At 70.1% G+C, this 26,754-nt stretch carries 27 protein-coding genes and 1 pseudogene; 15 read left to right on the forward strand and 13 right to left on the reverse strand.

The window, feature by feature from the left end; genetic code table 11:
- Positions 1-111: 111 nt before the first annotated feature.
- Both VGO10_RS12800 and VGO10_RS12805 read right to left on the reverse strand, forming a co-directional pair.
- The gene (locus tag VGO10_RS12800; RefSeq protein ID WP_327468870.1) at positions 112-2,103 is read right to left on the reverse strand and encodes an O-antigen ligase family protein; all 1,992 of its coding nucleotides are present in this window, start codon (positions 2,101-2,103) and stop codon (positions 112-114) included.
- 32 nt (positions 2,104-2,135) lie between these two features.
- The gene (locus VGO10_RS12805) at positions 2,136-2,591 is read right to left on the reverse strand and encodes a hypothetical protein (protein ID WP_327468872.1); all 456 of its coding nucleotides are present in this window, start codon (positions 2,589-2,591) and stop codon (positions 2,136-2,138) included.
- Between the two features lie 134 nt (positions 2,592-2,725).
- Here VGO10_RS12805 and hemW point away from each other — a divergent pair, with 134 nt between their 5' ends.
- Positions 2,726-3,937, forward strand: a complete 1,212-nt coding sequence (gene hemW / locus VGO10_RS12810; RefSeq protein ID WP_327468874.1) for a radical SAM family heme chaperone HemW — start codon at positions 2,726-2,728, stop codon at positions 3,935-3,937.
- Here hemW and VGO10_RS12815 read toward each other — a convergent pair.
- A complete protein-coding gene (locus tag VGO10_RS12815) occupies positions 3,934-4,518 on the reverse strand; it encodes an arsinothricin resistance N-acetyltransferase ArsN1 family A (protein WP_327468876.1) in 585 nt (194 codons plus the stop codon). The two genes, hemW and VGO10_RS12815, sit on opposite strands and share 4 nt — an antisense overlap.
- Positions 4,519-4,585: 67 nt before the next feature.
- Here VGO10_RS12815 and VGO10_RS12820 point away from each other — a divergent pair, with 67 nt between their 5' ends.
- Entirely contained in the window at positions 4,586-4,879 is a 294-nt protein-coding gene (locus VGO10_RS12820) for a hypothetical protein (protein ID WP_327468878.1), read from the forward strand.
- On the opposite strand, the gene VGO10_RS12825 is transcribed toward VGO10_RS12820, so the two are convergent.
- From VGO10_RS12825 to VGO10_RS12840, 4 genes are read right to left on the reverse strand one after another with little or no spacing between them, the layout of a single operon-like run.
- A complete protein-coding gene (locus VGO10_RS12825; protein WP_327468880.1) occupies positions 4,880-5,623 on the reverse strand; it encodes a hypothetical protein in 744 nt (247 codons plus the stop codon). It abuts the gene before it with no gap.
- A gap of 52 nt (positions 5,624-5,675) precedes the next feature.
- Complete coding sequence (locus VGO10_RS12830) at positions 5,676-6,122, reverse strand: type II toxin-antitoxin system RatA family toxin (RefSeq protein WP_327468882.1); 447 nt, start codon at positions 6,120-6,122, stop codon at positions 5,676-5,678.
- Positions 6,123-6,145: 23 nt separating this feature from the next.
- Positions 6,146-6,622, reverse strand: coding sequence for a low molecular weight protein-tyrosine-phosphatase (locus VGO10_RS12835; RefSeq protein ID WP_327468884.1), 477 nt, complete (start codon positions 6,620-6,622; stop codon positions 6,146-6,148).
- A gap of 3 nt (positions 6,623-6,625) precedes the next feature.
- Positions 6,626-7,018 (reverse strand): cupin domain-containing protein, encoded by a 393-nt coding sequence (locus VGO10_RS12840; RefSeq protein ID WP_327468886.1) that lies wholly within the window; start codon positions 7,016-7,018, stop codon positions 6,626-6,628.
- 16 nt (positions 7,019-7,034) lie between these two features.
- Here VGO10_RS12840 and mgrA point away from each other — a divergent pair, with 16 nt between their 5' ends.
- The gene (mgrA, locus tag VGO10_RS12845; RefSeq protein WP_327468888.1) at positions 7,035-8,063 is read left to right on the forward strand and encodes an L-glyceraldehyde 3-phosphate reductase; all 1,029 of its coding nucleotides are present in this window, start codon (positions 7,035-7,037) and stop codon (positions 8,061-8,063) included.
- Positions 8,064-8,140: 77 nt separating this feature from the next.
- Positions 8,141-8,293 (forward strand): hypothetical protein, encoded by a 153-nt coding sequence (locus VGO10_RS12850; RefSeq protein ID WP_327468890.1) that lies wholly within the window; start codon positions 8,141-8,143, stop codon positions 8,291-8,293.
- On the opposite strand, the gene VGO10_RS12855 is transcribed toward VGO10_RS12850, so the two are convergent.
- Positions 8,294-8,608, reverse strand: a complete 315-nt coding sequence (locus tag VGO10_RS12855; protein WP_327468892.1) for a hypothetical protein — start codon at positions 8,606-8,608, stop codon at positions 8,294-8,296.
- Positions 8,609-8,686: 78 nt separating this feature from the next.
- Between VGO10_RS12855 and VGO10_RS12860 the strand changes: the two genes are divergently transcribed.
- Positions 8,687-10,195, forward strand: coding sequence for a gluconokinase (locus tag VGO10_RS12860; protein WP_327468894.1), 1,509 nt, complete (start codon positions 8,687-8,689; stop codon positions 10,193-10,195).
- Positions 10,196-10,285: 90 nt separating this feature from the next.
- Positions 10,286-11,320 carry a transglycosylase family protein gene (locus VGO10_RS12865; RefSeq protein ID WP_327468897.1) on the forward strand — a complete coding sequence of 345 codons (1,035 nt, stop codon included), beginning with the start codon at positions 10,286-10,288 and terminating at the stop codon, positions 11,318-11,320.
- Between the two features lie 418 nt (positions 11,321-11,738).
- On the opposite strand, the gene VGO10_RS12870 is transcribed toward VGO10_RS12865, so the two are convergent.
- Both VGO10_RS12870 and VGO10_RS12875 read right to left on the reverse strand, forming a co-directional pair.
- Complete coding sequence (locus VGO10_RS12870; protein ID WP_327468899.1) at positions 11,739-14,762, reverse strand: hypothetical protein; 3,024 nt, start codon at positions 14,760-14,762, stop codon at positions 11,739-11,741.
- Between the two features lie 131 nt (positions 14,763-14,893).
- Positions 14,894-15,727 (reverse strand): SDR family oxidoreductase, encoded by an 834-nt coding sequence (locus tag VGO10_RS12875; RefSeq protein WP_414642236.1) that lies wholly within the window; start codon positions 15,725-15,727, stop codon positions 14,894-14,896.
- Positions 15,728-15,922: 195 nt separating this feature from the next.
- Between VGO10_RS12875 and VGO10_RS12880 the strand changes: the two genes are divergently transcribed.
- From VGO10_RS12880 to VGO10_RS12910, 7 genes are all read left to right on the forward strand, one after another.
- Complete coding sequence (locus VGO10_RS12880; protein ID WP_327468903.1) at positions 15,923-16,558, forward strand: winged helix-turn-helix domain-containing protein; 636 nt, start codon at positions 15,923-15,925, stop codon at positions 16,556-16,558.
- Positions 16,559-16,676: 118 nt separating this feature from the next.
- On the forward strand, positions 16,677-16,880 hold the full coding sequence (locus tag VGO10_RS12885) for a hypothetical protein (protein ID WP_327468905.1): 204 nt from the start codon (positions 16,677-16,679) through the stop codon (positions 16,878-16,880).
- A 60-nt stretch (positions 16,881-16,940) separates the two neighbouring features.
- Positions 16,941-17,807, forward strand: a complete 867-nt coding sequence (locus VGO10_RS12890; RefSeq protein WP_327468907.1) for an alpha/beta hydrolase — start codon at positions 16,941-16,943, stop codon at positions 17,805-17,807.
- Between the two features lie 50 nt (positions 17,808-17,857).
- A complete protein-coding gene (locus tag VGO10_RS12895) occupies positions 17,858-18,754 on the forward strand; it encodes an SDR family oxidoreductase (RefSeq protein WP_327468910.1) in 897 nt (298 codons plus the stop codon).
- A 110-nt stretch (positions 18,755-18,864) separates the two neighbouring features.
- The gene (locus tag VGO10_RS12900) at positions 18,865-19,800 is read left to right on the forward strand and encodes an ABC transporter ATP-binding protein (protein ID WP_327468912.1); all 936 of its coding nucleotides are present in this window, start codon (positions 18,865-18,867) and stop codon (positions 19,798-19,800) included.
- 5 nt (positions 19,801-19,805) lie between these two features.
- Complete coding sequence (locus VGO10_RS12905) at positions 19,806-20,534, forward strand: ABC transporter permease (protein WP_327468914.1); 729 nt, start codon at positions 19,806-19,808, stop codon at positions 20,532-20,534.
- Between the two features lie 67 nt (positions 20,535-20,601).
- A complete protein-coding gene (locus tag VGO10_RS12910; protein WP_327468916.1) occupies positions 20,602-21,189 on the forward strand; it encodes a TetR/AcrR family transcriptional regulator in 588 nt (195 codons plus the stop codon).
- 61 nt (positions 21,190-21,250) lie between these two features.
- Here the strand turns inward: VGO10_RS12910 and VGO10_RS12915 are convergent.
- Together VGO10_RS12915 and VGO10_RS12920 are read right to left on the reverse strand one after the other, a co-directional pair.
- Positions 21,251-22,030 (reverse strand): annotated as a pseudogene (locus VGO10_RS12915) (glutathione S-transferase family protein); the annotation flags it as partial.
- Positions 21,948-23,363, reverse strand: coding sequence for a cobyric acid synthase (locus VGO10_RS12920; RefSeq protein WP_327468918.1), 1,416 nt, complete (start codon positions 23,361-23,363; stop codon positions 21,948-21,950). The gene VGO10_RS12920 and the pseudogene VGO10_RS12915, both read right to left, overlap by 83 nt.
- A 50-nt stretch (positions 23,364-23,413) precedes the next feature.
- Here VGO10_RS12920 and VGO10_RS12925 point away from each other — a divergent pair, with 50 nt between their 5' ends.
- On the forward strand, positions 23,414-24,907 hold the full coding sequence (locus tag VGO10_RS12925) for an ATP-binding protein (protein ID WP_327468920.1): 1,494 nt from the start codon (positions 23,414-23,416) through the stop codon (positions 24,905-24,907).
- A gap of 100 nt (positions 24,908-25,007) precedes the next feature.
- A complete protein-coding gene (locus VGO10_RS12930; RefSeq protein ID WP_327468922.1) occupies positions 25,008-25,934 on the forward strand; it encodes a hypothetical protein in 927 nt (308 codons plus the stop codon).
- 317 nt (positions 25,935-26,251) lie between these two features.
- Here VGO10_RS12930 and VGO10_RS21755 read toward each other — a convergent pair whose 3' ends face one another.
- Positions 26,252-26,677: a helix-turn-helix domain-containing protein gene (locus VGO10_RS21755; protein WP_349258943.1), complete on the reverse strand. Its 426-nt coding sequence runs from the start codon at positions 26,675-26,677 to the stop codon at positions 26,252-26,254.
- Between the last annotated feature and the right edge of the window lie 77 nt (positions 26,678-26,754).

Genomic DNA, 26,754 nt, shown 5'->3' on the forward strand with positions numbered 1-26,754 from the left:
GAGCGGGGAGTCATAACGCGTGGGGAGAACCGGGCTGTGAACGTACCACCGCAACCTGGTGTTCCGATAAGCATCCGCCGTCCGTCGAAGGACCGCCGTGGGTGAGAAATCTCACCCTTGCGTGAGGCGTTGCCCGGCGCTCAGGATGCGCCGATTGAGGGCCGCGATGTCGATCGTCCCGCCGTCGCGGACAACCGCAAGCGCCTCCTGGGCGGTGCCGTCGCGGGGTGCGAGCGCGACCGCCCGTCCCAGCAGCGTCCGTGCCCGGGCGCGGTCACCCTGCACCGACGCGATCGCCCCGAGCTCGAGCGTGGCGTATTGCCCACGCCGGTTGCGATCAAGCGCGTTCTCGAACGCCGCGCGGGCACGCGGCAGGTCGCCGTAGCGCAGCGCGATCGAGCCCTTGATCAGCGCCGGGCGGTCGCTCAAGGGATCGAGGTCGGCCGCGCGGTCCAGGCGCGAGTAGGCCTCGAAGGGCCGCTGGACGAAGACCGCACCGGCCCGCTCGACGTCCCGCTCGGCCTGCCACGGGCCGGCAATGGCCAGCGCGCCGAGGACGAGCGCGGCGGCGGCCAGAACAAGGACGGCCGGCCGTCGCCGCGCCGGCACCGGAGCACCAGCGCCCTCGGTCTCCCCCACCCGCCGTGGCGCCAGCGCGCAGGCCAGGCCCAGCAGGGCGAACGCGGGCGCGCCGAGGCCCGCCCACTCCCAGAACCAGTCGGTCATGCCGTGCACGACCCAGTACAGGAAGGCGAGCACGGCGCCGCCGGCAACCGTGGCCGCCAACGGGTCGGCGCCGCGCATCGCCCGCCACGCGGCAGCCAGCGCCGCCGCGAAGGCGGTCAGCAGCAGCAGCGTCCCGACGATCCCGGTCTGCGCCAGCGTCCGCAGCGCCAGGTTGTGCGGGTTGCGCGGCGTCTCGTTGCTGTGGCCGCGCTGCAGGTAATCCTGGAAGAAGTTGTCAGCCCCGACGCCCGTGATCGGGTGGTCGGCGAAGAGGTCGAGCGCGACCCGGTAGAAGTCATAGCGGTTGGATCCGAGCCCGGCCGTCAGCCGGCTGCCGCCGCTCGCGTTGTCGTCGTAGCCGCCCTTGAACGAGTGCCAGGCGTGGTCGAGGCGGTGGACGGGGTTGCCGACCGCCACGAGCCCGCCGGCCGCGCCGAAAATCGCCCCCGCGACGACGACCGCCGTCCACGTCTTGCGGATCCGCGCGCTCGTCGCAGCCGCCGGCGGGCGCAGCGTCTCCCACGCGGCGACCAGCGCCACCACCACGCCCGCGGCCATCGCCAGCAGCAGGACGGTCGCGGTGACCGAGCTCGCTGCGTCCTGCACGGCGCCGGCGTCGGTCCCGTCCAGCGCGTCGCCCACGTCGAGCACCTTGGGCAGCGCGGCGGCGGCCGCCCCGAGCACCGGCACGAGGACCGCGATCGTGCGCAGCCGTCCGGGCACGATCGCCACCAGGAGCGCCGCGCAGACCGGCAGCGCTAGGATCGACCCACGGCTCTGGCTCAACAGCGCGACGTCGAGCAGGACGACCGCCAGCGCGGCCGCGACCCCGCGCACCGGCCACGGCATGCGGCCGCTGGCCGCCAACGTCACCGCCGGCCAGAACGCCATCAGCCACATCGCCGCCTCGGCGTTGGCGTAGCCGACCGGCTCGGTCAAGCGGTCGCCGTCAAAGAGCGTCGCCGGGTCAGCGACCGCGCCGACGCGCACGAGCGTGATCACCGCGATCGCGCCGATGCCGAACGTCCACAGTCCGAGCACCCACGCCGCCGTGGCCGGCCGCTGCGGCCACAGCGCGAAGAGCAGGAAGGCCACCAAGTAGAGCAGCGTGCGGTCGGCGCCCTCGAGCGCGACGCCGCCGTCGTCGGCCCAGGCGATCGACAAGAAGGACCAGACGGTGAAGGCGCCCAGCGCGAGCGCGGCGACGCGCACGGTGTCCGGCAGCTCGACCCAGCGCAGCGGTGGCAGGGCGATGAGCGCAAGCCCGAGCAAGGCGAGCAGGAAGATCGCGCCCGGCCCCCAGCGCGTGATCGGCTGGCCGCCGTCGAGCGGCGTCCACGCCAGGAACACGCCCACGGCGAGCAGGGTCGGCACCATGATGGGCGCCGCGCGCAACCGGCTCAGCACCGTTACCCCTGGAGCTTCTGGTTGATCGCCTGGATGGTGGCGTCGAGCTGGCGCCCTGTGGCGGTCACCGCACTGCGCAGCCGGCCCTGTGCCGCCAGGATCGCCCGCGGGTCCTCGCCCGTGAGCTCTGCGCGCGCCTTGTGCAGCGCGCTGCCGTATGCCGCGACCTCGTCGATGAAGCGGCGGTGCAGCGCCGCCAGTCCATCCGGCGGATCGACCGCTCGAAGGTCGGTGACCGTTGTCCCCACCGCGGCCTCATAAGCGCGCAGCGTCTTGCTGTCCTGCGCGGCGCTGCTGGTCGGCGTGACCTGCGACTGCAGCTTGGCGAACCGGTGCGCCAGCCCCGTCTGGGCCTTGTTAAGGGCCTTGACGTAGGTGTCGTGGTCCTTGTTGGCGCCACAACCGGCGGCGGCGATAGCCAATATGAGGGCGAGCAGGACTCCCGCGCGAGCGCGCATACGGCAGCGACCTTAGCTGGCGATGCGGCTGCAAGAGCCTCCCGCCGCTCCGCGAACCTGGGTCGCTGAGCGCTGCCCCTGGCAGCTCTGAGCGACCCGGATCCGCGCCGAGTCCTAATAAGCTCGACGCCGCTATGGCCCGGCTCCCCGACGGCGAACGCCCGCCCGCTGACGGCGCTCTGCCGGCGGCGGCCCTGCGCAGCCTCGGCGCGCCCGAGCGGCCCTTCGGCGTCTATGTCCACGTGCCCTACTGCGCCTCGGTCTGCGGCTACTGCGACTACAACACCTACATCCCGGGCGAGGCCGCGCCGGCCGGGTTCGCGCCGGCCGTCGAGGCCGAGCTCGACCTCGCGCGCGCCGTGCTCGGCGACGCGGCGCCGCCCGCCCAGACCGTCTTCCTCGGCGGCGGCACGCCGACGCTGCTGGCCCCCGCCGAGCTCGCGCAGATCCTGGAGGCGATCCGCGCGCGCTTCGGCCTGGCGCCCGGCGCCGAGGTGACGACCGAGGCCAACCCCGAGTCCGTCGATCCCGTCGCGCTTGCCGCGCTGCGCGAGGCCGGCTTCACGCGGATCTCGCTCGGCATGCAGAGCGCGGCGCCGCATGTCCTGGAGACGCTCGATCGCCACCACACGCCGGGCCGCGCGGTCGCCGCGGCACGCGAGGCGCGCGCGGCGGGCTTCGAGCACGTCAGCCTCGACCTGATCTACGGCACGCCGGGCGAGAGCGCGGCCGACTGGCGGCTGTCGCTGGAGACCGCGTTGCAGGCCGAGCCCGACCACGTCTCGGCCTACTCGCTGATCGTCGAGCCCGGCACGCGCCTGGCCGCGCGTGTGCGCCGCGGGGAGCTGCCGGCACCGGACGACGACGTGCTCGCCGATCGCTACGAGACGACCGAGGCCGTCCTCGCCGCCGCCGGCCTGCATTGGTACGAGGTCGCCAACTGGACCCGGACCGACGCCGACCGTTGCCACCACAACATGGGCTACTGGGCGGGCGGCGACTGGTGGGGCGTCGGGCCGGGCGCGCACTCCCACGTCGGCGGGGTGCGCTGGTGGAACGTCCTGCATCCGACCCGCTGGACGGCGATGCTGGAGGAAGGGCGCTCGCCGGCCGCGGGTCGCGAGCAGCCCGATGACGACGGCGCCCGGCTGGAGCACGTGATGCTCGCGGTACGCCTTAAGGAGGGGTTGGTGCTCGACGACCTCGACCACGACGCCCGCGCCACCGCGGCCCAGTTCGCGCAGGACGGCCTCGTCGAGCCCGAGCCGCTGAGCCACGGACGCGTCGTCCTGACGGTGCGCGGCCGCCTGCTGGCCGACCGCGTGACGCTCGCGCTCGCGGGTTAGGACGCGTCGGCGTCCGCCGCCTCGCCGAGCAGCCGCTCAACGAGCACGCAGTCGCGCCAGACGCTTTCGAGCTGACCGTGGTGACGTTGGACGCCGACGATCGTGAAGCTCGCCGCCTCGTGCAGGGCGATCGACGCCGTGTTGGTCGCGAAGATCCGCGAGGTCAGCTTGTAGAGCCCCGCCTCCAGCGCGGCCACCGCCAAGGCCTCCAACAACGCCTTCCCGACGCCGAGGCGCCGCGCGTCGCCCGCGACGTAGACGCCGTGCTCGCCGATCCCGGCATAGACGTCACGCTCGGAATAGGGGCCGATCTTCGCGAAGCCGACGATCCGGCCGTCGGCCTCGGCGACGATCACCGGCAGCGAGCGAACCGTCCACCCTGCCACCTCGGCGGTCCCGCGCGGGCGTGTCTCGAACGTCGCCTGGCGTTCGGCGATGCCCTCGTTGTAGATCGTCGCGATGCGCTCGGCGTCGCCGGGGTCGGCACGGCGGATCGTGATGGCGCTGGACGGCAGGCGCCGGATTCTACGACGCGTACAACTCGAGGTACGGCTACCCGCACCCGACGGTACGGGCACCATGCCAAGTGGCTGCGGTGAGACCAGGGTGATACTGGAAACGAGAGCGCTCATGCCTAGGTTTCGGCCAATGCCGACGGCCACCGCCACCTACGACCACGCGACGGCGGTTGCCGACATCGTGGCTGGGTACTACCGCACGGAAATGGCTCTCCGCCGTGACGACACCAGAAGCCTGGAGCTCAAGCACCTCCAGGAGGGCCGCGTCCGCGAAGAGGACCGCTTCGCGCGCCAGGCCGACCAGCCCGCCGAGGAGCGCGCGCACCGGCGCCGCGCCGACAAGGCGGCCTACCTGCGCGACAAGCTCGCCGAGGCCGAGAAGGCCGACCGCGCCGTCATCGTGGACCCCAAGCGCCCGAGCTGATCAGGGCGCGGTCGTCGATGGCGGCGTGGCCGCCGACGGCCCGGTGGCCGGCGCTGCGGTGCTGGGTGTCGCTGAGGACGGCGCCGGAGCAGGCGTCGTGACCGTCTGCGTCTGGGTGACGGTCTTGGTCTCGTCGGTCGTGGTCGGCGTCGTCTCGGTGCTCGTCGACGTCGTCGGGGTGGTCTGCGTCGTTGTGGACTTCTTGGTGTGGTGGCGGTGCCCGCCCCAGAGCGTGGTCGCATTGCCGCCGCGCCCGATCGACTTGCCCGAGATCAACTCGGGCACCGTGTAGAGCACGACGCAAATGGCGAAGCCGAGCAGGCCGGTGATCACCGCCAGGCGCCAGCGCAGACGCCGTGTGCGCGTGGAGTAGACGCGGACCGGGCCGGTCTCGGCGGCGACGACCGCCGGCAGGACGACGTGTGGGGCGTCGGGGTCGACATGAGGCTCAGGCTCAGGTGTCCCATCGACGACAAGCCCGGGCTCGCTGGCGCCCGACCGCGACCAGCGCGTCGATGCCGGGACGACCTTCGGCGCGACGCTGGCCACGGCCTCGGTCGGCTTGCGCAGCCCCTCCTTGACCAGCGCGACGATCACCGGCGACATCGCGGCGCTGAAGAGCGTGCCCGCCGCCCAGATCTTGGACGTGATGTACGCCGCGGACGCCGACGCGACCGCGCTGAGAAACAGCGTTGTGAGATCGATCCCGCGGTCAGCGGGCGGTGCGGGTGGCGGTGAGGCCATCGACCAGCGACGCTAGCGAACGCCGGCGCGCCGACCGCGGCGCGCCGCGCGCTCAGCTCTCGGCCGTGCGCTTCAGGCCGTCGGCGGCATTCCCGAGCAGGAAGTCGCGCACCTGACCCTCGACCGGCCCGCGGATCAGCATGCCGAGCATGCGCCCCGGGTCGACCTCCAGCGCATAGGTCGCGCGGGTGCGGTCGCCGCCAAGATCCTCGAGCTTCCACCAGCCGACCAAGGACTTCACGTCGCCCTTCTCCTGGCGCCAGCGAATCGCTGTCGGCGAGTCATAGGTGAAGCTCAGCTTGTTCTTCACCGTCTTGACCTTCGCGTCGTTGACGGTGTCGACGAGCGCCGCGCGCCCGTCGGCGTCGCGCTCGAGCACCTCGACGTCCTTGAGTGATCCCTGCCACGCAGGGGCGTTCTCGATGTCGGATGCGATGTCGAAGACGCGCTGGATCGGCGCGTCGATCTCGACCGACCGCTCTCCCGTGATGTTGCCCATGGCGTGACCGTACCCGAGTGCGGTCAGACGAAGCGCTCGGCGCGCAGCGTGGCCAGCAGGCCGCGGCATGCCGCGTCGACGAGGTCGATGACGTGCTCGAAGCCGTCGGGCCCGCCGTAGTAGGGGTCCGGGACCGCGAGATCGCCGTCGACCGCCGGGTCGTACTCGCGCAGCAGGTGGATCTTCGCCGCCGCGCCGTCGTCAGGAGCGATCGCCCGGAGCGCGGCGACGTTGTCTGCGTCGGCCGCCAAGAGCAAGTCATAGTCCTCGAAGTCGGCAACCGTCACCTGCCGCGCCGCGCCCTCCATCACGATCCCGCGCGCCTTGGCTGCGGCCGTCGAGCGCCGGTCGGGCGGATGGCCGACGTGCCACGAGCCGGTCCCCGCGCTGTCGATCTCGATCTGGTCCTCCAGGCCCTCCTGCGCCACGAGCGCGCGCATCACCGCCTCGGCGGTCGGGGAGCGGCAGATGTTCCCCATGCAGACGAAGAGCAGGCGCACGCCCTACGCGGTGCCATCGGCGGCAAACGACGCCTGGACGCCGTCGCGGCCCACGTAGCCGTCGGCGCCGCCGACGCAGACGTAGACCGACTCGCCGTCGTCGAGGTTCTTGAGCGCGCGCGGGGTCGCGGCGGCGACGCGGGCAAAGCCACCGGGCTCGAGGACGTGGCTGGTGCCGTCGCCGAAGCGGATCTCGATCCGCCCGGTGTGCACGAAGTACAACTCCTCCTGGCGCTCGTGGGCGTGCACGCCGGTCTCGTAGCCGCCGGGCAGCACGATCGCGTTGACCCCGAACGCCGTGACGCCAAGCGGAACACGGATCTTGCGCATCCCCGGGCCATCGCCGAGGTCAGAGAGATGTGCGACGGAGTAGTCGTCGCTGGTGGTAATGGGCATACGGCATCGTATGCGCATGGACTACCTGCCTGCTGAGGACCGTTACGCATCGATGCCCTATCGCCGCAGCGGTCGCTCCGGGCTCAAGCTGCCGGCGATCTCGCTCGGCCTCTGGCACAACTTCGGCCACGACCGGCCCGCTGACACCCAGCGGGCCATCGTGCGCCGCGCCTTTGACCGCGGCGTCACGCACTTCGACCTGGCCAACAACTACGGGCCGCCGGCCGGCAGCGCCGAGGAGAACTTCGGCCGCCTGCTGGCCACCGACCTCAAGCCCTACCGCGACGAGCTGGTCATCTCGACCAAGGCCGGCTACGACATGTGGCCCGGCCCCTACGGCGAGTGGAGCTCGCGCAAGTACCTCTTGTCGTCATTGGACCAGTCGCTGCAGCGGATGGGCCTCGACTACGTCGACATCTTCTACAGCCATCGCTTCGATCCCGACACGCCGTTGCAGGAGACGATGGGGGCGCTGGACTCCGCGGTGCGCCAGGGCAAGGCCCTGTACGTCGGCATCTCCTCTTACTCGGGCCACCGCACCGAGGAGGCCGCGCAGATCCTTCGCGACCTCGGCACGCCGGTCCTGATCCACCAGCCCTCCTACTCGCTGCTCAACCGCTGGGTCGAAGAAGACCTCCTCGACGTGCTCGAGCGCGAGGGCATCGGCGCCATCGCCTTCTCTCCGCTGGCCCAGGGCATGCTCACCGACAAGTACCTCGGCGGCAACGTCCCGGCCGACTCCCGCGCCGCCCAGGATCACTTCCTCAAGCGCGACATGTTGACCGCCGAGACGCTGGCGCACATCGAGACGCTCAACGCGATGGCCGCCGAGCGCGGGCAGTCGCTGGCGCAGATGGCGATCGCCTGGACGCTGCGCGATCCGCGCATCACCTCCTCGCTGATCGGCGCCTCCAGCGTGAAGCAGCTCGACGAGAACCTCGCGGCGCTCGACAACCTCGAGTTCACCGACGACGAGCTCGCGACGATCGACCAGCACGCCGTGGACGCGGGCATCAACCTCTGGTCCTCATCTAGCGCGCACTGAAATGGTGGGGTGGGCCGTACCTGCGTTCGGGGGCCACCTCCGTCGTCGCGCGCCTAGGCGCGCACGAGGATCCGCCCATGCAGTCGCACGCGGAACACATCCAGGCCATCCTGGCCCGCGAGCTGGACACGCACCGCCGCCAGGTCGCGCTCGTCCAGGCCAGCTTGCTGACCGTGCCGCCACGCAGCTCGGGGATTGCTGCCGGCGCGCGGGCGCAAGCGTCTCGCTAGTCAGGCGTTGATGGCACGCCGCGCCGGTGCGGCGTCGGCGACTGCATAGCTGCCGCCAGCGACGACGGCGCAGACCACGGCCACGGACGGCCAGGCGCCGATGGCATGCGCCAGCACATGGGAGCCGACGAAGGCCGCGGCGTAGAGCCCGACGAGGCCGGCCGTGCGACCGGTCCCGACCCGGTCCTTCCAACGCAGCGCACACCAGCCGGCGCCGGCGAGGAGCGCGACGCCGCCTAGCGGCCGAACCCCGGTCGCCTGCGCAACCGCGAAGCCGAGGGCCAGCGAGCCGGCGGCGACGGGCCAGGTGGGCATGCGGTCCATGTCTTCCACGGTACCGCCGCCTGGCTCTCCGGAGTCGGGTGATCGTCGTCATGATCTGCCTGTGATCGTGTGAGCACCAAGGCCACCATCATCGGGATCGACATCGGGACGACGAGCGCCAAGGCCGCCGCGTTCGATGCCGACGGTGAGGAGTCCGGTGCGACCGAGGTGCCGTACCCGTTGCTGGAGCCCGAGCCGGGCTGGGCGGTGCAAGCGCCGCAGGTCGTGGTCGACGCGGTGCTGGAGGCGACGCGTGGCGCGCTCGCCGGCGCGCGGGACGCGGGCGTCGAGGTGGCCGGGCTGTCGTTCAGCACCGCGATGCACTCGCTCGTCGGGCTCGAGGACGACGGCACGCCGATCACCGACCTGCTGACCTGGGCCGACCAGCGCGCCGCACCGCAGGCCGAGCGGCTGCGCGCCGAGCGCCCGCACCTGCACGCCCACACCGGCACGCCGCTGCACCCGATGTCGCCGCTGACCAAGTTGGTGTGGTTTGCCGAGAACGAACCGGAGCTGTTCGCGCGCGTTGCGCGCTGGGTCGGCGTCAAGGAGCTGGTCGTGGCGCGGCTGACCGGCGAGTGGATCACCGACCACTCGGTTGCGTCGGGAACGGGTCTGATGGACCTCGCCGCGCTGGACTACGACGAGGAGGCGCTCGCGGTCGCGGGCGTGGTGCGCGCACAGCTGCCGGCGCTGGCACCGACCAAGCACACCATGTCGCTCACGGCGGTCGGCGCGGAGGCGCTCGGCTGCCGCGCCGACCTCCCGCTCGTCCTCGGCGCGGGCGACGGCCCGCTGGCCAACCTCGGTGTCGGCGCGGTGCGCCCCGGCGTCGCCGCCTGCTCGATCGGCACCTCGGGCGCGCTGCGGCTGATGGTCGAGCGCCCGGTGATCGACCAGGCCGGGCGGGTGTTCTGCTACGCCTTGACCGAGGATCGCTGGCTCGTCGGCGGTGCCATCAACAACGGTGGCGTCGTCCTGCAATGGGCGGGTGACGCGCTCGCGCCAGAGCTGGGCGAGCACGACGAAGCGATGTTGATGGAGATCGCCGCCCAGGCGCCGCCCGGCAGCGACGCGCTGGTGATGCTGCCCTACCTCCTCAGCGAGCGCGCGCCGCATTGGTCGACGCTGCCGCGCGGCGCTTACGTCGGGCTGACGCGCGCGCACCGCCGTGAGCACCTCGTGCGCTCGGCGCTGGAAGGCGTCTGCCAGCAGCTCGCGCTCGTGCTCGCTTCGCTGCGCGACGCCGGCAACGAGGTGCGTGAGATCCGCGCGACCGGCGGCTTTGCCCGCAGCGAGCTGTGGCGCCAGATGCTCTGCGACGCGCTCGGTCAGCCAATCGGCTTCCTCGAAGGTCATCAGGGCTCGGGCTTCGGTGCGGCCCTGCTCGGCATGGAGGCGCTGGGGTTGGTGGAGTCGATCGACCGTGCCGCCGAGCTGATCGTCATCGACGAGGTCCGCGAGCCAGAACCGGCGGCCGCCGCGACCTACGCCGCGATGCTGCCGATCTTCGCGGCGCTCTACGACGCGCTCGGGCCCGCGTTTGCGCAGCTGCGCGACGTGGACCGCCGCCCGTAGCGTCTGCAAGTTTCCCTGCAATTTGCAGGGGATCGCGCCGCTAGCGTGACGCGGCCCCGGCGCTCCCCGCGCCGCCGCTGTGCCTCCCGCATGCCCCGCCGCCTTCTTGGAATCCGTGCGTTCGCCGCGCTCGCCGCTCTGCTTGCGGTCGGGCTCGCTGCGGCGTGCACGCTGATCCCCCGCGACGCCCGCGGCGCATCGGAAGGGTCGCTGCGCTCAAAGATCCACAGCGGGAACGTCCGCGAGCAAGCGCTGGGCGACGCGGCCGCGCACCTCGGCCGGCTGGAGCGCGCGAGCGCGCGCGAAGTCGCGATCATTGAGAGACGGCTCGCCGATGCGCAGGCCGACCTGAACGCCGCGCAGGCGCGGCTGACCAGCACCCAGACCCAACTCGCGGCCGAACGGCGGCGGCTCTCGCGGCTGCGCAAACGCCTGACCCAATCGCGCGCGTTGCTCACCGAGCTGCTGCGTCAGCGCTACATGTCGACCCGCCCCGACATCGTCTCGGTCGTGCTCGACGCGCACGGCTTCGCGGATCTCCTCGAGCGCATGGACTTCCTCAAGCGCGTCGAGGACTCCGACACGGCGATCGTCGACGTCGTCCGCGCCGCCCGCCACGACGCCAGCCACGAGACCGTCGTGCTCACCAAGCTGGAGGCCAAGCGCCAGGCCGAGACAATCGCCGTGCAGCGCGAGCGCGACGCCCTGGCCGGCATGGAGGCCGCCGCACAGGCGCGCCGCAACGCGCTGGCCCAGGCCCGCGCTGCGCGCCTCGCTGCACTGCGCGCCACGCGCGCCGGCCGCCGGTCGGCCGAACGTACCCTGCGCAAGCTGCTCGCCGACCGCGCCCGCGCGGCCGTCGACAAGGCCGGCCCCGGCGGCCCGTGGGCAATCCCGTGGGCGATCGTCCAGTGCGAGTCCGGCGGCCAGAACCTGCCGCCCAACAGCGCCGGCGCCTCGGGCTATTACCAGATGATGCCCGCGACCTGGGCGGGTCTCGGCGGCTCGACGTCGGATGCGTACAAGGCGTCGAAGGCCGAGCAGGATCGGCTCGCGGGCACGTTGTGGAACAACGGCGCGGGGGCTTCGAACTGGGTGTGCGCCGCGCTGGTCGGCGTGATCTAAGGGTCACCCGCCCGGCGCGCTGACGCGTGTGGCGCACAGCGCGGACGCTGGTCGGCGTGCGCCGCGTGGTCTATCTGCATCGAGGGAGTGAGAGCGGGCGGGCGCCACGAGGCGCCACGCGTCATCCGCCGGCGTGGCGGGCGATCGATCGCAGCTAGACGTTGAAATGCAACGTCAGGGTGCGATCCATCTTCGTTCGCACCCGAATCACCCGCCCTTCGGCGTGAGTGGGCCTGTTGACGGACGTATGCCGGCCGCAAAGAGGCCCACCGCTCGCGAAGTGCCGGCCCCACTGACGTCGCGGACGACGAGCCAACGCCTGCGCCACCGGTCCCGCTCGCTCTCCTCGGTGCCGACGGACCACGCCGCGCACCCCAACCAGCGTCCGCACTGGGCGCCACGAGCGCCGCGCACGACCCTACGGCCGCCCATCCACCTCAATCGTCGTCCGCGCCCGCTTCCCCTTCAGCTCCGTCGTAGAGACCGACAGCTTCAACACCACCGGCCGCGCCCCGCTCAAATCCGACATCCGCGTGCGGGCTCGGGCGCGGAGACCGTCGGTCCCGACGATCGAGCCGCGCGTGAACGCCACCGTGATGCGCTGCGCACCACCCTTGCCCGGCACGCGCACCACAAGCTTGCCGGCGCCCGACAGCGACCAGTGGTCTCGCGACAGCCGCCGGCCATCGACGCGGACGACCACACCCGAGCCCGCCCGCGACGGCCGCGCCGCCAACCCCTCCGGCACCACGACCGTGGCCCGACGCAACGCATGCGCGCTGCTCGGCTCCCGACCGATGTCGACGCTCATCCGTGGCCGCGAGCTCGCCAACCCTGACGCCGCGCCCGCTACCAGAGCACCCTGCCGGCAGGCTGCCGCGTCGAGCACCGGCTGCTGCACCGAGCGCCCGCCAGCCTGGCTGACCAGCGCCGCATCCGACGGCGCGAACTCCGCGGCGCAGAGATCGACGACGTTGGTGAACGGTCCCGCATGGCCGGGCCGCCCACCGTAGAACCCCAACTTGAAGTCGCTCAGCGGGACGTCGGGCAGGTTGGTGAAGTGCGCCTCCAGGCGGCCTGCCTCCGGACTCAGCCGCAGCTGGCCGTCGAGGCGCAGCGAGATGCCGGGCGCCTTGAGCACGACGCTGACGTAGGGCAGTTCGACGCCGGGCTCGTCGGGCGCCGGCGTCCCGACATCTGACAGGTAGACCGGCCCGGTGAGACGATCTCGCAGCAGCGGGCTGACCGCGCTGGCGGTGCCGACGCGCGTGGCCGGCGGACAGGCGTCGGCGACGAGCTGCGCCGGCTGGCAGATGCCATCGCTGAGCGTCGCGGGGTTGGCCTGCATCGCCGCCGAGACGAGCAGCGTCACATCAGCCAGCGCCGCGTCGGTCGCCGGCTTGGTGATCTCGGTCTGAAAGGGCGGCTGCCCGTTGGCCGCCTTGCTGTCGGGATCCTCGATCGAGGTGTGCACCTGCGGCCGGAAGCGCAGCTTGTCGCAGCCACTGGCGGCAAACGGCCCGCTGCCCGCGCCCCGCGTGCCGTCGACCGCGACCACCCCAACATCAAAGCTCCGCGCATCGCAACCCGACGGGTTGAGCAGGAAGTCCATGCGGTCGATCGTCATCTGCAAGCGCCGCAGCCCGAGCGGGAAGCCCTTGAAGGCATCAGGCAGCGTGGCGGTGACATGGACGCGCCCGTCGGTCTTGCCCAGCGTCAGCGGGTTGGCCAGCGCGAACGTCCCGAGATCGATCGGACCGACCTTGACGGGGATGTCGAGCCAGATCCGCGCGATCGACGTCGCGGTCCCGGTACCGAGGTAGACCGTGCCACGCAGCGTGACCGGCAGCGGGCCGGAGCCGACGACCGTCGTGACCGACCCGATCCTCGACGTCGACGGGCAGGCGCCGACCTGTGCCTTGGCCGTCGGACACATCGGGACGCTGAAGACCTTGCCGACCAGGCCCGGGGGCAGCGCGACGTCGAGCCTCTTCGGTCGGCGCGAGGCGACGTCGCGCTGGAGGTCGAGATCGAGCGTGCCGCCGCCGAGCGCCTGGGTCGAGGACATCCTGCCGGCGATCGTCGGCGTCTCCTTCGGGAAGCACCCACCGTGGCCGTCATCGGAGATGACGAAGCTCGCGGTCGGCGTCTGCGCGGGGCCGCCGCTGTAGGGCGTCGCGGTGATTGATCCGCCGTAGGTGCCGCACGCCGGCGGCGTCACCACGACGCCACGCGGGCCGCCGTTGAAGGTGAGGTTGAACTTCGTGAACGGGACCTGGGGCAGGTTGTCGAAGATGGTGGTGATCTGGCCCGTGTCGTCGTCGGGACGCACGCTGGCCTTGATCTTCACGGTCACGCCGGACTTGCGGCCGATGATCAGCAGGCGGTATGGGTCATTGGGCGACCGCCCGAAGTAGACGTCGCCGGGAACCGTGCCGAGCAGCGGATTGTCAAAGGCCACGTGGCCGACGAGCGACGCCGCCGGGCACTTGACGGTTGGGTTGCCCTGCGGGCCGAACTGCGCATCGGAGCAGAGCGCCAGCGTCGGTGCCAGCGACGGGTTGAGCGTCGTGCCGACCGGGAGCCGCACGACGGCCTTCTTGACGTGGGCGACCGCGCGACCGCCAATGTCGGCCGGCTGGCTCAGCCCGATCGCGTGCGGCGTGATCGTGTCGGGCGTCGGCTGATCGATCCCGATCTCCATCCCAGGCGCGAACGGCTCGCTGTCGCAGGCCGTCGGCGTAAACGACGCGGTCGTCGTGACCGGCTTGCTCGACGCATAGGAGTCGGCGGTGATCTTCGTCGTGGCGGGCGCGCAGGTCGTTGGGTTGACCATGAACGTGTTCCCGTTGGGCAGCGCGCCGTTGAGCGTGAGCTTCAGGGCGCGGATCTGGATCGAGAGACCGGCCTGCGAGCGCGGCAGGTTGTTGATGATCGTCTCCAAGCCGTAGTCGGCATCATCACGGACCTTGACCTTGGCGATGATGTACACGTTGCCGAGCACGACGTTGCCTGGCGGGCGCAAAACGATGCCCAGGCGCGCCGGCTCGTTGGCCGGCGGCGCGACGTTGTAGACGGTCCCGGAGATGTCGAGCCCCACCGGGATGCCGAGCACCGGGATCGTGACCGACGTCGTGGTCGTGCCGACGGCCGCCTCGGCGGGACAGGCGTCGCGGTTGAGGTCAGCCTCGGCGCAGCGCGTCGTGGCCATCGGGTTGCCGAGCAGCCCCGTCGGCAGATCGACGGTGAGATCGCGCAGGTTGTCGGCCGGGTTGGTGACCGAGAACGCGAGGTTGAAGTCGCTGTGGGCGCCTGCTCGCGAATCAGCGGGCGTGGCGCTCGCGCCGGTCAGCCCGAGGGCATATGCGTGCGTCGGCGCGACCGCACCGAACGTCGACACCATTGCCAGCGTCCCGACCATCGTTAGGGCGGCCGCCAACAAACGCCCGCCCAGCCTCGAACCCCTTCCCCCTGGCCAACGCACCACTTTGGCGTACCCGAGCCCTCAGGGGTGAAACGCCCGCGTTCACAGAACGCGGGCGCCCGGTCATGCAGTGGGGCTGGCGGCTGTGCTCAGTCGACGAAGAGGTCGGCCTGCAGCTCGGCGTCATCGCCGCCATACGAGTACTGGCTGAGGTCGGTCACGCCCTCCTCGGCGAGCACATCCTCCACCAGCGCGAGGTTGGCGGTGTACGCACGGCTGTCGCGCGTGAGGATCACGTAGGCCGCATCCGCCACGATCTCGGGCTTGCGTGACTTCGCCATCGCCGCATCACCGCCCAGCAGATTCTGGACCGCGGCGGTCGCAACCAGCGTCTTGGGCCAGAGGGCGTTGAACGCGATGCCGTCGCTCTTGAACTCCTCGGCCATGCCGAGGGTGCAGAGGCTCATCCCATATTTGGCGATCGTGTAGCCGATGTGGCCACCAAGCCAACGTGGTTGCAGGCTGATCGGTGGCGACAATGTCAACACGTGTGCGTTTTCAGACGCTTTAAGGTGCGGGATGCACGCTTTGCTCACGATATATGTGCCGCGCGTGTTTATTGACTGCATCAGGTCATAGCGCTTCATGTCCATGGCCTCGGTGCCGGACAGGTTGATCGCGCTGGCGTTGTTGATGCAGACATCGATGCCGCCGAATTTCTCGACGGTGGCGGCGACAGCGTCGGCGACCTGCTGGTCGTCGCGGATGTCGCCCACGATCGGCAGCGCCTGGCCGCCGGCCTTCTCGATCTCCTCGGCGGCCGTGTAGACGGTCCCCTCGAGCTTTGGATGGGGCTCAGCGGTCTTGGCGATGAGCGCGACGTTGGCGCCGTCGCGCGCGGCGCGTACGGCGATGGCCAGTCCGATGCCCCGCGAGGCGCCGGAGATGAACAGGGTCTTTCCTACGAGCGTTCGGGACACCAGCGCATCCTATTCCGGGACGGCAATTGCAGCATCTGGAACGATTCAGGTTCCACATGTACCAGTTGCTTCTGAAGAACTTGCAAATTGCTGCGTAAGTGGCTGCCGAGTGGCAGTTGCGTGACAAGAAGCGTCGCACGGTTCACGATTCTGAGCGATGATGCACGGAGCAACACTCCCTGACATCCGAGGAACACGATGCCCACCATCACAAACGTCGACGACCAGCGATACGTCAAGGCGCTGTCGCATCCACTCCGGGTCCGGATCCTGGGGATCCTGGAAGAGCAGCCTGCCAGCCCGGTCGAACTCAGCCAGGTACTCGACGCCACGCTCGGCACGATCTCTTACCACGTCCGCCAGCTCAACGAGCTCGGGCTTCTGGAGCTCGTGCGCGAGACGCCACGCCGCGGCGCCATCGAACATCACTACCGCGCCAAGCCCCGCCCCAAGAGCGGGGGCGCCTCCTGGGACAGCGTCTCGGTGATCGCCAAGCAGGCCGTCATCGGCGCTGAGCTGGCCCAGACCACCGAGGTCGCGAGCCGCGCAGCCGGCGTCGGCGGCTTCGATAGCGACCACGCGCGCCTGGAGCGTCTGCGCCTCGCGCTCGACGCCAAGGGCATCGAGCAGCTGTCCAAGGCGGTGGCCAAGCTCGTGGCAGAAGCGCACAAGATCGAGGAAGCCGCCGCCAAGCGCTTGGGCACCGGCAACGGCTCGGCGTCGGAGACCGCGCTCGTCGCGATGCTCTTCGACGCGATCGGCGCACCCGATCCCAGCGCCGGCCGTCCGGAGCCGACCCAGAAGCCGCGCAAGCCGCGCCGACGGACCGCATAAGAAACTGCAGTTTTTCTGAAGCTCGTTCAAACGGGACGTCTGGCCCTCGACGCGTACGGGTTGCGTCGAGGGCTGAAACGTCTCGTCACAGCTTCACCTGAGGCGCGTCATATAGGTCATGGCCCACCGAAGCGAAGATCGCTGTGGCGCGCGGCTCCGGCGCAGCAAGACCGACCCGGAGCCCCATGTGCCGGAAACCAAGGAGTTGGGACTTACCGGCCTTGGCGCCGCCTTCATCGACCTGCTCCGCGACGACGAGCGGTTCCGCGACGTCATCGACGATCCGTTCGGCGAGCATCCCGATCCGGCGGCGAAATCCTGAGCCAGGCGCGCTGCCGAACCGGCGGCACAGCCTTGTCTGAACGCGTACGATCCGTGGACGATGCCCGAGCCGACGATCTCCCCTGCCCTGTATCGCGCCGGCGAGGGCGAGCCGCTGGTCCTCATCCACGGCTTCACCGCGACGTGGCGCTGCTGGCTCCCCGTGCTCGGCGAGCTGGTCCCGCGCTTTGAGGTGATCGCGCCGACGTTGCACGGCCACGACGGCGGCACGCCGGTTCCCCGCGGCGGTCAGCCCTTCGGCATCGCCCGCGCGGCCGACCACCTCGAGGAGCACCTCGATGCGCTTGGTGTCGGCACCGCACACCTCGTTGGCAACTCGATGGGCGGCGCGCTCGCGTTCGAGCTCGCCAAGCGCGGCCGCGCGCGCAGCGTGCTGGGCATCTCGCCCGCCGGCGGCATGCGCCCCGGCGACCAGGCCGCGGCCCAGCAGGTCATCAAGGTCTTCACGCGGATGCAGAAGACCACGAGCAAGTCGCTGGGCCTGCTCCCGAAGGTGATGGCGCGGCCTGGCCTGCGCCGGCTCGCCCTGCGCGACGTGATGACGCGCGGCCATCAGGTGCCGGCCGCCGAGGCCGTCGGGCTCGCGCGCTCCTCCGTCCGCTGCGATGTCGTCGAGGACGTCTACGCCGTCCTGCGGTCCGGCGAGGCCTCGGTGCTGGAGTTGGACAAGATCGACGTCCCCGTCCTGATCACATGGGCGCCCAAGGACCGGATCCTGCCGATCGCCGCACACTCCCCGCGCCTGCGCGAGGAGATCCGCGGCGTCGAGTTCCGGGTCACGCCGGGCGTTGGCCACACGCCGATGTGGGACGACCCCGGCCTGTTTGCGACGACGATCGCCGACTTCGTGACGCAGGTGGCGACGGGGACCCGGACTGCGAGTGGGGTTGGTCTCTCGGTGGCATAGCGCGCCGGCCGTGACGCGGGCCAGGCCCGTCGCTGGGTACCGTGGCGTTTATGAGCAAGCTCAAGGGCAAGGTGGTGCTGATCACCGGCGGCGCGCGCGGCATCGGCGCCGAGACGGCGCGCCGGCTGGTCGGCAGGGGCGCAAAGGTCGTCCTCGTCGATCTCGACCGCGAACCGCTGGCGGAGTTGGAGGCGCAGCTCGGCGCCAGCGCCACGTCGATCGTCGGCGACGTCTGCAGCCTTGAGCAGATGCAAGCCGCGGTCGCGCATGGCGTTCAGACGTTCGGCGGGCTGGACGTCGTGGTCGCCAACGCTGGCATCGCCAGCTACGGCTCGGTCCTCGCCGTCGACCCGGCGACCTTCCGCCGCGTCATCGACGTCAACATCAACGGCGTCTTTCACACCGTCCGTGCGGCGCTGCCCGCGCTGATCGAACGCAAGGGCTATGTGTTGGTCGTCTCGTCGCTGGCGGCCTACGCCGCAGCGCCCGGCCTGGTGGCCTACAACGCCTCCAAGGCCGGGGCCGAGCACTTCGCCAACGCCCTGCGGCCCGAGGTCGGCTACCTCGGCGTCAAGGTGGGCAGCGCGCACATGGGCTGGATCGACACGCCGCTGGTCCAAGACGCCAAGAAGGACCTCAAGGCCTTCGGCAAGATGTTGGAGGCCATGCCCGGGCCGCTCGGCAAGACGGTCTCGGTGCAGACCTGCGCCGAGGCCTTCGTCGAGGGCATCGCCAAGCGCAAGACGCGCGTCAGCGTCCCCGGCTGGGTCAACGCCGTCCGCTGGCTCAAGCCCGCGCTGACGACGGTCATCGGTGAGCGCGAGACCGCGCGGCGCGCACCGGAGGTCGTGCCGCTCATGGACCAGGAGGTCCTCGCGCTCGGCCGCTCGATGAGCGCGCGTACGGCAGAGCTCGAACAGCAGCCCGAGGCCGCGCCCACGGCCTGAGCGTGACACCGCTCCCCGGTGCGTCGTGACAGACGTCACGCGCGCGCCGGGAGGTGGCCGCATGGCCGCCCGCCGCAGCATTCGGCATCTTCTGGGCCATGGCATCAACCATGGCGGTCCAGACCGGGATCGACCTGCAAGGGCTGGTCAAGACCTTCCGCACGCCCAACGGGCCCGTCCGCGCGGTGAGGGGCGTCGACATCGCAATCGCTCCGGGTGAGACCGTCGCGCTGCTCGGACCCAACGGCGCAGGGAAGTCCACGACCATCGACATGCTGCTCGGCCTCGCCGAGCCCGACGCGGGGACGGTCTCGCTCTTCGGCGGCACGCCGGCCGACGCGATTGCCTCCGGCCGGGTCGGCGCGATGCTGCAGACCGGCGGCCTGCTGCGCGAGCTGACCGTCCGCGAACTGGTGGCGATGATGGCCGCGCTCTATCCGCGGCCACTGGGCGTCGACGAGGTGCTGGAGCTCACCGGCCTGCAGGCCACGGCGGCGCAGCGCACCGAGAAGCTCTCCGGCGGCCAGGCCCAGCGCGTGCGCTTCGCCTGTGCGCTGGTCAGCAACCCTGACCTGCTGGTCCTCGACGAGCCGACGGTGGCGATGGACGTCGAAGGGCGCCACACCTTCTGGACGACGATGCGCGAGTTTGCCTCGCGCGGGACGACGATCGTCTTCGCCACGCACTACCTCGAAGAGGCCGACGACTTCGCCGACCGTGCCGTGCTGATGGCCCACGGGCGCGTCGTGGCCGACGGTCCGACGACCGAGATCAAGGCGCGCGTCGGGTCGCGGACGATCCGAGCGACGTTGGCGGGCGTTGAGGACGGCGCGCTGCGCACGCTGCCCGGCGTCGCGTCGGTCGAGCGCCGCGGTGCGGCGATCACGCTGCGCTGCACCGACTCCGACGTGGCGATCCGCGCGCTGCTGACCGCCTACCCGGCGGCAAGCGACGTGGAGATCAGCGGCGCAGGGCTGGAAGAGGCGTTCCTCGAGCTGACCGGCGGCGAGGACGAAGACAACGACGATCGGACTGTGGCGGCGTGAGCGCCATGGCCTACACCCGCTACGAGCTGCTGCGGGCGCTTCGCAACAAGCGGTTCTTCGTGTTCTCGCTCGGCTTCCCGCTGGCGCTGTACTTCCTCACCGCCGGGCCGAACCAGAACGACAGCAACCTGCAGGGCACGGGACTGAGCGCACCGCTGTACTTCATGGTGTCGATGGCCTCCTGGGGCACGATGACCGCGATGCTCGGCACGGGTGCGCGGATCGCGGGCGAGCGACAGGTCGGGTGGAATCGCCAGCTGCGCATCAGCCCGTTGTCGGCGGTCGCCTACCTGCGCGCAAAGGTTGCCATCTCTTACTTGATGGCAGTGTTGTCACTTATCTTGCTCTACGCCTCGGGCACGATCCTTGGTGTGCGACTGCCCGCGAGTGAATGGCTGCAGATGACGGGCCTGATCCTGGTTGGCCTGATCCCGTTCGCCGCGCTGGGGATCTTCCTCGGCCATAAGCTGACCGTTGACTCCGTCGGCCCGTTCATCGGCGGCGGAACCGCGCTGCTGGCGCTGCTGAGCGGCACGTGGTTCCCGCTGGCCAAGACGGGATTTCTGCACGACGTGGCGCAGTACCTGCCGTCCTACTGGCTCGTCCAAGCCAACCGCGTGGCGCTCGGCGGGACCAGTTGGGGCAGCCGCGGCTGGCTCGTCGTCGGGGTGTGGAGCGTCGTGCTGATCGTGCTCGCTGCGCGCGCTTATCGCGCAGACACGGGACGCGCGTAGCCCACTTATTGACAGTGTGAGCAAAATACGTGCGCGGAAGGTGACACACTGAGATGATCACCTGGCCATGTCCGCCGCCGCTCCCACATCCCGCCGCGTGCAGATCGTCGACGCCGCTCGCCGCATCCTCGAAGAGCAGGGCCCCGACGCGCTGTCGATGCGCAACGTCGCGGCCGAAATCGGCATTCGAGCGCCGTCGCTTTATGAGCACATCGCTGACAAGCGCGCGCTCGAGAGCGCGATCATCGCAGCGGGTCTGAGCGAGCAGGGTTTCGCACTGGCTGAGGGGCTGGGCTCCTCGGCTGATCCACTCATCGCGATGACCGACGGCTGGCGGCGCTGGGCGCTGGCACATCCGCACGTCTACCGCCTCATATATGTGCGCGACCTCGATCGTGACAACCCAGCGGTTGCAGCCGCTGAGCGCTCAGCGGCCGAACCGATGTGGGCGCTTTGTGGCGGCGACGTCGTGTCGGCGCGCGTCATCTGGGCCTTCATGCACGGAATGGCCCAGCTGGAGCTCAGCGACCGCTTCCCGCCGGGCGCCGATGTCGAGGGGCTGTGGGAGCGCGGGCTGGGGGCACTGCGGGGACTTCTGCCCGCCGATGACGCTCATACATCTCGTGGATCCAGCGACCACCCGGACGAGCCGTAAGCTCCTCGCGCAGCGGTTGCAAGGCGACCGGGAACGTGGCCGGCATGTACGGTCGATATGGCGGAGCTATCAGCGGCGTGAACAGCGCGGCCGCGGTTAAGTCGGCGACCGAGAAACCATCGCCGACGAGGTAGCCCGACGGCTGCAGCTCGGCCTCGATCCGATCCATCGCGGCGAGGACCGCGTCGTGCGCGTGTTCCGCAGACTCGGCCGAGACGCCGTAGTCGCGACGAACGAACGGACGCACTACCGGCGCGGTGACACGCAGGAAGCGCGCGCGGCCCGGCGCCCGGTCGGCGAAGAGCGAGTCCACGATCGCGTCCGTGTCCTGCAGCACGTGATGCCAGACCAGCCGCCGCATCTGCGGTGCGAGCTGCTCGTCGAAGAAGTCCTCGAGCTCCAGCGCCCGCGCCTTCTGCGCCGGGTCGGCCGGATAGAGCGCCGGCTCGGGCTGGTATGCCTCCAACGCCGCGATGATCGCCGTCGAGTCGCCGATCCTGCGTCCGTCCAGCTCGACCACCGGCAACCGTCCGTGCCTGCCGCGCGTCAGCATCCGCGCCCGTGCGCCGTGGAACCCGGGCATCGGCACCCGCAGCTCATGGACGATCGACTTGTAGTCCAACGCCCAACGCGCCTTCTCGTTGTAGTGCGAGACCTCGATATGCCAGAGAACGACGGTCACGACTGGCGAGCCTAGATCAGCCGTGGCTGTTTGGCGAGCGGCCGATGTCGCGACCGTGCGGTGGCCGGCCCGGGTTTCAGCGCAGCCCGACCATCGTCTCGATGGCGGCCAGGTCCAGGCCCGCCGTGACGGCGTCGGTGAGGTCGTCCAAGGCGTCATCGAGCGTCCGGGCGGGACGCGCTCCCAGGAGCCGGCGCAGGACCTCGGGCTCCTCGAGCGCGCCGTGCACGCTGATGCCGAGCACCGCTCCCCGGGCCCAGCCGTGACCGCCCGCGAGCACGTCGTCGACCGCTGCCGTCGCCTCCGTGTGCCCCTGACGGATCTCGTACCCCTGCAGAGCAACGCCGCTCAGCGGCGCCCACGGGTCAGCAAGCTCGGCGAAACGCGCCTCGGTCCGCACGGTGAGCTTCTCGGCGCCGAACGTCGTGCGCAGCGGCAGCAGGCCGAGGCCATCGGCGTCGGCCTCGCCCCCACCGGCGTCACGCAGCTCCTCGCCGAGCATCTGCAGGCCGCCGCAGATCCCCAAGACGCGCAGGCCTGACCGGGCACGCGCGATGATCGCGACATCGAGGCCGGTCTCGCGCAGCCACGCGAGGTCGACGGTCACGTGCTTGCTCCCGGGAAGCACGACCAGCTCGGCGCCGACCAGGTCGCCCGGCCGCCGGATCCAGCGGACGCGCGCGATCTGTTCGAGCATCTTGAACTCGTCCAGGTTCGAAGCGGCCGGGTAGTGGACGATGCCGACGACCGGGCGCCCGTCGTCCCGCTCGGGCTCGGCGGCCACCGCGACCCCGTCCTCATCGGGCAGCTCGTGCCGCAGCCACGGCACGACGCCGACGGTCGGAACCCCGGTGCGCTCCGCCAGCATCTCGGGAGCCGGCGACAGCAGGGCCGGGTCGCCGCGGAACTTGTTGAGGACGAACCCCTCGACGCGGGCGCGGTCAGCAGGCGCCATCAACGCCCACGTGCCGAAGAGATGGGCGAACGCGCCGCCGCGATCGATATCGCTCACCATCAGCACCGCGGCGTCAGCCGCGCGCGCCGCACCCAGGTTTGCCGCATCCGCGTCGCTCAGGTTGATCTCCGCCGGGCTTCCCGCTCCCTCCAACACGATCAGCTCGTACTCCGCCTGCAGCGAGGCGAGCGCCCGCGAGATCGCCGGCCACAGCAGCGGTGCACGTTCACGCCAGCCGGTCGCGCCGAGCCGCTGATCGACGATGCCGTCGACCACCACCTGGCTGCGGGTGTCGGCCTCGGGCTTGATCAACACCGGGTTCATCCGCACGTCGGGCACCACGCGTGCCGCACGCGCCTGGAGATACTGCGCGACGCCGATCTCGCCACCGTCGACGACCCGCGCGTTGTTGGACATGTTCTGCGCCTTGAACGGCGCCACGCGAACGCCCTGACGAGCGAAGTGGCGGCACAGCGCCGTCGTCAGCAGGCTCTTGCCCGCCCAGCTCGACGTCCCCTGCACCATGAGCGCGCGCACGCGGCGATCGTAGTGGCTGAACGCAGAAACCCCCGGTGGACGGGGGTTTCGTGCAGCACATCCCGGTCCTTCGATCATGCTCGGCAGATCCGCAGAGCGCACCCCGGCAGATCCGCAGAGAAACGGGACCGGCCCTCCGGGACCGTACTGCGCGGGTATCGGGAGCCGATCCGAGCGGCACCCGCCTCGGCGGTGGTTCCGCGCCTCTTACGCGGTGGATTTGCGGAATCCTTGTGGTGGATCCGCGGGGCTCTCGTGGTGGATTTGTCGGGATCGATCAGTACGCTAGACGGATGTCACCATCGGGCCTAGTCGCCAGGCATGCGCAAGGTGCGGTCGAAGCGGCATTGGCCGATACGCGAGTCGTCGTCGTACTCGGCGCGCGCCAAGTCGGCAAGAGCACGCTGCTGGAACAGGTCGCTTCGTCCGAGAGCGCAGGCCGCGAGATCCTGACGCTCGACAACCAGGCGATCCGTACCGCTGCGACCACCGACCCGGCCGGATTCGTGGCCACCCTCAAGACCCCGGTGGCAATCGACGAGATCCAGCGCGTCCCCGAGTTGATCACCGAGATCAAGCTGCGCGTGGACCGCGACAAGACACCGGGGCAGTTCGCCCTTACCGGATCGGCCAACCTCCTGGAGATGACGCGGGTCAAAGACAGCCTGGCCGGCCGCGCCGAGTACCTACGCCTCCACCCATTCAGCCAGGGGGAGTTGCTCGGGCACCGCGAGGCGTTCGTGCCCGGCCTCGCCAGCGGTCGCTTCCCGAACGTCGCCGACGCGCCTGTAGGCCGCAAGGCATACGCCGAGATCCTCGCCAGAGGCGGATATCCCGAGATCCAAGGACGCGCACCCAACCGACGACCACAGTTCTTCGAGAGCTACATCGAAGGGATTCTCGAGCACGACCTGGCAAGTCTGGGGGACGTCGCCGATCGCGCGGTCGTCGCCCGACTGCTGCGGGCCATCGGCGCCACCTCAGCGGCCGAGCTCAACATCGAGCGACTCAGCAGCTCGCTCGGCACGCCGGCAACGACGATCCGTCGCCACATCGAGCTGCTGGAGATGCTCTTTCTCATCAGGCGTCTCCCCGCCTGGAGTAACAACCTGCTCGCACGATCGGTCAAGCGCCCGAAGGTCCACGTCGCCGACACGGGCCTGCTCGCCTACCTCGCGGGAGCCGACGAGCGCCGCATCGAAACCGACCTCGATCTCGGCGGCATGTTCTACGAGACGTTCGTTGCCATGGAGCTGCATCGCCAGATCTCCTGGCTCGACGACCGCCCCCAGCTCTTTCACTTCCGAGACCGTGACCAGCGCGAAGTCGACATCGTCATCGAACACCGCGACGGATCCATCTCAGCCGTCGAAGTCAAGGCCGCAGCGACCGTCCACCAACGCGACTTCCGCGGCCTAAAGCACCTCAAAGACAAGCTTGGCAACAGGTTCAAGGCCGGCGCCCTGCTCTACACCGGCGCAAACACCGTTCACTTCGGCGACCGGCTCGCCGCCGTCCCGCTCTCGGGTCTGTGGGCGGCGTGACCGAGGTCGTCGGGGTACTCGCTTAGCAGCCACCGGGAGTTCGGTCTTCCTTCACCGTCATGAGGCCGCCCGCCCGTCTTGCTTCTGGGAACCTGGCTCGATGAGCGAAGCCGCCCCGACGTCACGCAACATCCCGCTTCCGATCCAACGAGAGGTTCGTCAGCGCTGCGGGTTCGGCTGCGTGATATGCGGATTGCCGCTTTATGAGTACGAGCACCTGCTCGGGTGGGCGAACGTGCATCGCCATGTCGCCGAGGAGATCACGCTCCTCTGCGATCAGCATCACCGGGAGCGAACCGGCGGACTGCTCCCCATCGAGACGGTTCAGAACGCCAACAACGACCCTTGCAATCTTCGAGAAGGAGTCTCCAAGCCATACGACTTGCACTACTCGGGAGACGAGTGCGAGGTTCGCATGGGGTCTCTGACGTTCACCACCAGCGATGCGGGCTACGGGACGATCATGGTCCCCATAAGCGTCGACGACACCCCGCTAGTGGGATTCATCCTCAGCGAGGGTCATCTCCTTCTGAATGTCAACCTGTTTGATGAGTTTAATAATTGTATTTTGCGTGTAGTCAACAACCAGCTTGTTCAGTCTGCGGAGCCGTGGGATATCCAGCTCACCGGACGCAACCTGGTGATCCGTGCCGGACACCGCGACATTCTCGTCGACCTCACTTTCGAGCCCCCGAATCGCGTGCTTATCAATCGCGGGCGATTGCTCCGCAATGGCGTCGAGATCGTGATACGTCCTTCATACGTGTTGGTGGTCAACAATCGAGCGCTGATCCAAGACCTAACAGTGATCAATTGCGCGTATGGCCTCAAACTCGGGCCTCATAGGGGACCAGGCGGAGCCGCGGTCGCCATGGACGGGATCAACCGGTACCCCGAAGACTCGAGCGACGCGATGAAGTGGGCCGAGAGCAAGCTCAGTAAGGACGTCCCAGAGCAAGCGCTGGGAGGCATTGTCTCGCCCGGTCCAGCTGAAGGTTCAACGGAGGCCACCGAGCAAATGAGATGAGAAGTACGGACAAGCGGACGGCGCACCACCGATCGTTGGGAGCACCGACCGTCAGCAGCTTCGAACATGGCGGTCCTCCGGCGATCGGCTCGGTCGATCTGGCGCCGATGCGCCTTTGGCCTCTATGACCTCGCCGCCCTCGGGTCACGGCGAGCGCGGTCAACTCGTCAAGGTCGAGCGCAGGTGATCGGCCGCGATAAGTCAGAGCGCCGTGGGCCAACAGCACGAGCACCTTCCGGCGGTGACTCTTCGGCGAGAGCGTCGCAGGCAGAGCGACGCTCGTGTCCAGTAAGACCAGGGACATGCGCCGCTGGACCCTAACCAGCTCGGAACCGATCGCTACTCGGTGCCGGCGCGCACGTCGTCCTCGGAGACATCCGCAAACCGTGCATCGAGCGCGACGATTCGGCCGCGAGGTCGTGCGTGCCCTCAAGCGACGCGAGCAGCGCGCCCTGCGGGACACGGACCCCGCCGCTCGGCAGCTTCACGTACGGAACCTTGCCGTCGGTCACCCAGCGACGGATCGTCTTCTCCGACACGTTCAACAACGACGCCGCTTGCGCGACGGTCAGGAGCTGCGGGCGGGCGGCGTCAGGAGCTGCGGGCGGGCGGCGGTCTGGCGCATGCGAAGAAAGCCTCGTTCGTCTGATCGACCCAAGACGGACCCACCTAAACCATGCGTGGCCAAATGGGGACAAACCAGGACATTGCCGACGCCGCCCACGGCCTCCACCGGGACGCAAACCTGACGGGTACTGCGCGGGTACCGGAGCCGAGTCCGGCGGCCCGGACTGAGCCCGAGAAACGACGAAAGGCCCGC

The organism is Baekduia sp., assembly GCF_035996765.1.
Taxonomy (GTDB): Bacteria; Actinomycetota; Thermoleophilia; order Solirubrobacterales; family Solirubrobacteraceae; genus Baekduia.

Bases quoted from the DNA above. Each gene is read 5' to 3' on its own strand.
- VGO10_RS12800 (WP_327468870.1), bottom strand. From the start codon at position 2,103: ATGGTGCCGACCCTGCTCGCCGTGGGCGTGTTCCTGGCGTGGACGCCG.
- VGO10_RS12805 (WP_327468872.1), bottom strand. From the start codon at position 2,591: ATGCGCGCTCGCGCGGGAGTCCTGCTCGCCCTCATATTGGCTATCGCC.
- hemW (WP_327468874.1), top strand. From the start codon at position 2,726: ATGGCCCGGCTCCCCGACGGCGAACGCCCGCCCGCTGACGGCGCTCTG.
- VGO10_RS12815 (WP_327468876.1), bottom strand. From the start codon at position 4,518: ATGGTGCCCGTACCGTCGGGTGCGGGTAGCCGTACCTCGAGTTGTACG.
- VGO10_RS12820 (WP_327468878.1), top strand. From the start codon at position 4,586: ATGCCGACGGCCACCGCCACCTACGACCACGCGACGGCGGTTGCCGAC.
- VGO10_RS12825 (WP_327468880.1), bottom strand. From the start codon at position 5,623: ATGGCCTCACCGCCACCCGCACCGCCCGCTGACCGCGGGATCGATCTC.
- VGO10_RS12830 (WP_327468882.1), bottom strand. From the start codon at position 6,122: ATGGGCAACATCACGGGAGAGCGGTCGGTCGAGATCGACGCGCCGATC.
- VGO10_RS12840 (WP_327468886.1), bottom strand. From the start codon at position 7,018: ATGCCCATTACCACCAGCGACGACTACTCCGTCGCACATCTCTCTGAC.
- mgrA (WP_327468888.1), top strand. From the start codon at position 7,035: ATGGACTACCTGCCTGCTGAGGACCGTTACGCATCGATGCCCTATCGC.
- VGO10_RS12850 (WP_327468890.1), top strand. From the start codon at position 8,141: ATGCAGTCGCACGCGGAACACATCCAGGCCATCCTGGCCCGCGAGCTG.
- VGO10_RS12855 (WP_327468892.1), bottom strand. From the start codon at position 8,608: ATGCCCACCTGGCCCGTCGCCGCCGGCTCGCTGGCCCTCGGCTTCGCG.
- VGO10_RS12865 (WP_327468897.1), top strand. From the start codon at position 10,286: ATGCCCCGCCGCCTTCTTGGAATCCGTGCGTTCGCCGCGCTCGCCGCT.
- VGO10_RS12880 (WP_327468903.1), top strand. From the start codon at position 15,923: ATGCCCACCATCACAAACGTCGACGACCAGCGATACGTCAAGGCGCTG.
- VGO10_RS12885 (WP_327468905.1), top strand. From the start codon at position 16,677: ATGGCCCACCGAAGCGAAGATCGCTGTGGCGCGCGGCTCCGGCGCAGC.
- VGO10_RS12890 (WP_327468907.1), top strand. From the start codon at position 16,941: ATGCCCGAGCCGACGATCTCCCCTGCCCTGTATCGCGCCGGCGAGGGC.
- VGO10_RS12895 (WP_327468910.1), top strand. From the start codon at position 17,858: ATGAGCAAGCTCAAGGGCAAGGTGGTGCTGATCACCGGCGGCGCGCGC.
- VGO10_RS12900 (WP_327468912.1), top strand. From the start codon at position 18,865: ATGGCGGTCCAGACCGGGATCGACCTGCAAGGGCTGGTCAAGACCTTC.
- VGO10_RS12905 (WP_327468914.1), top strand. From the start codon at position 19,806: ATGGCCTACACCCGCTACGAGCTGCTGCGGGCGCTTCGCAACAAGCGG.
- VGO10_RS12910 (WP_327468916.1), top strand. From the start codon at position 20,602: ATGTCCGCCGCCGCTCCCACATCCCGCCGCGTGCAGATCGTCGACGCC.
- VGO10_RS12930 (WP_327468922.1), top strand. From the start codon at position 25,008: ATGAGCGAAGCCGCCCCGACGTCACGCAACATCCCGCTTCCGATCCAA.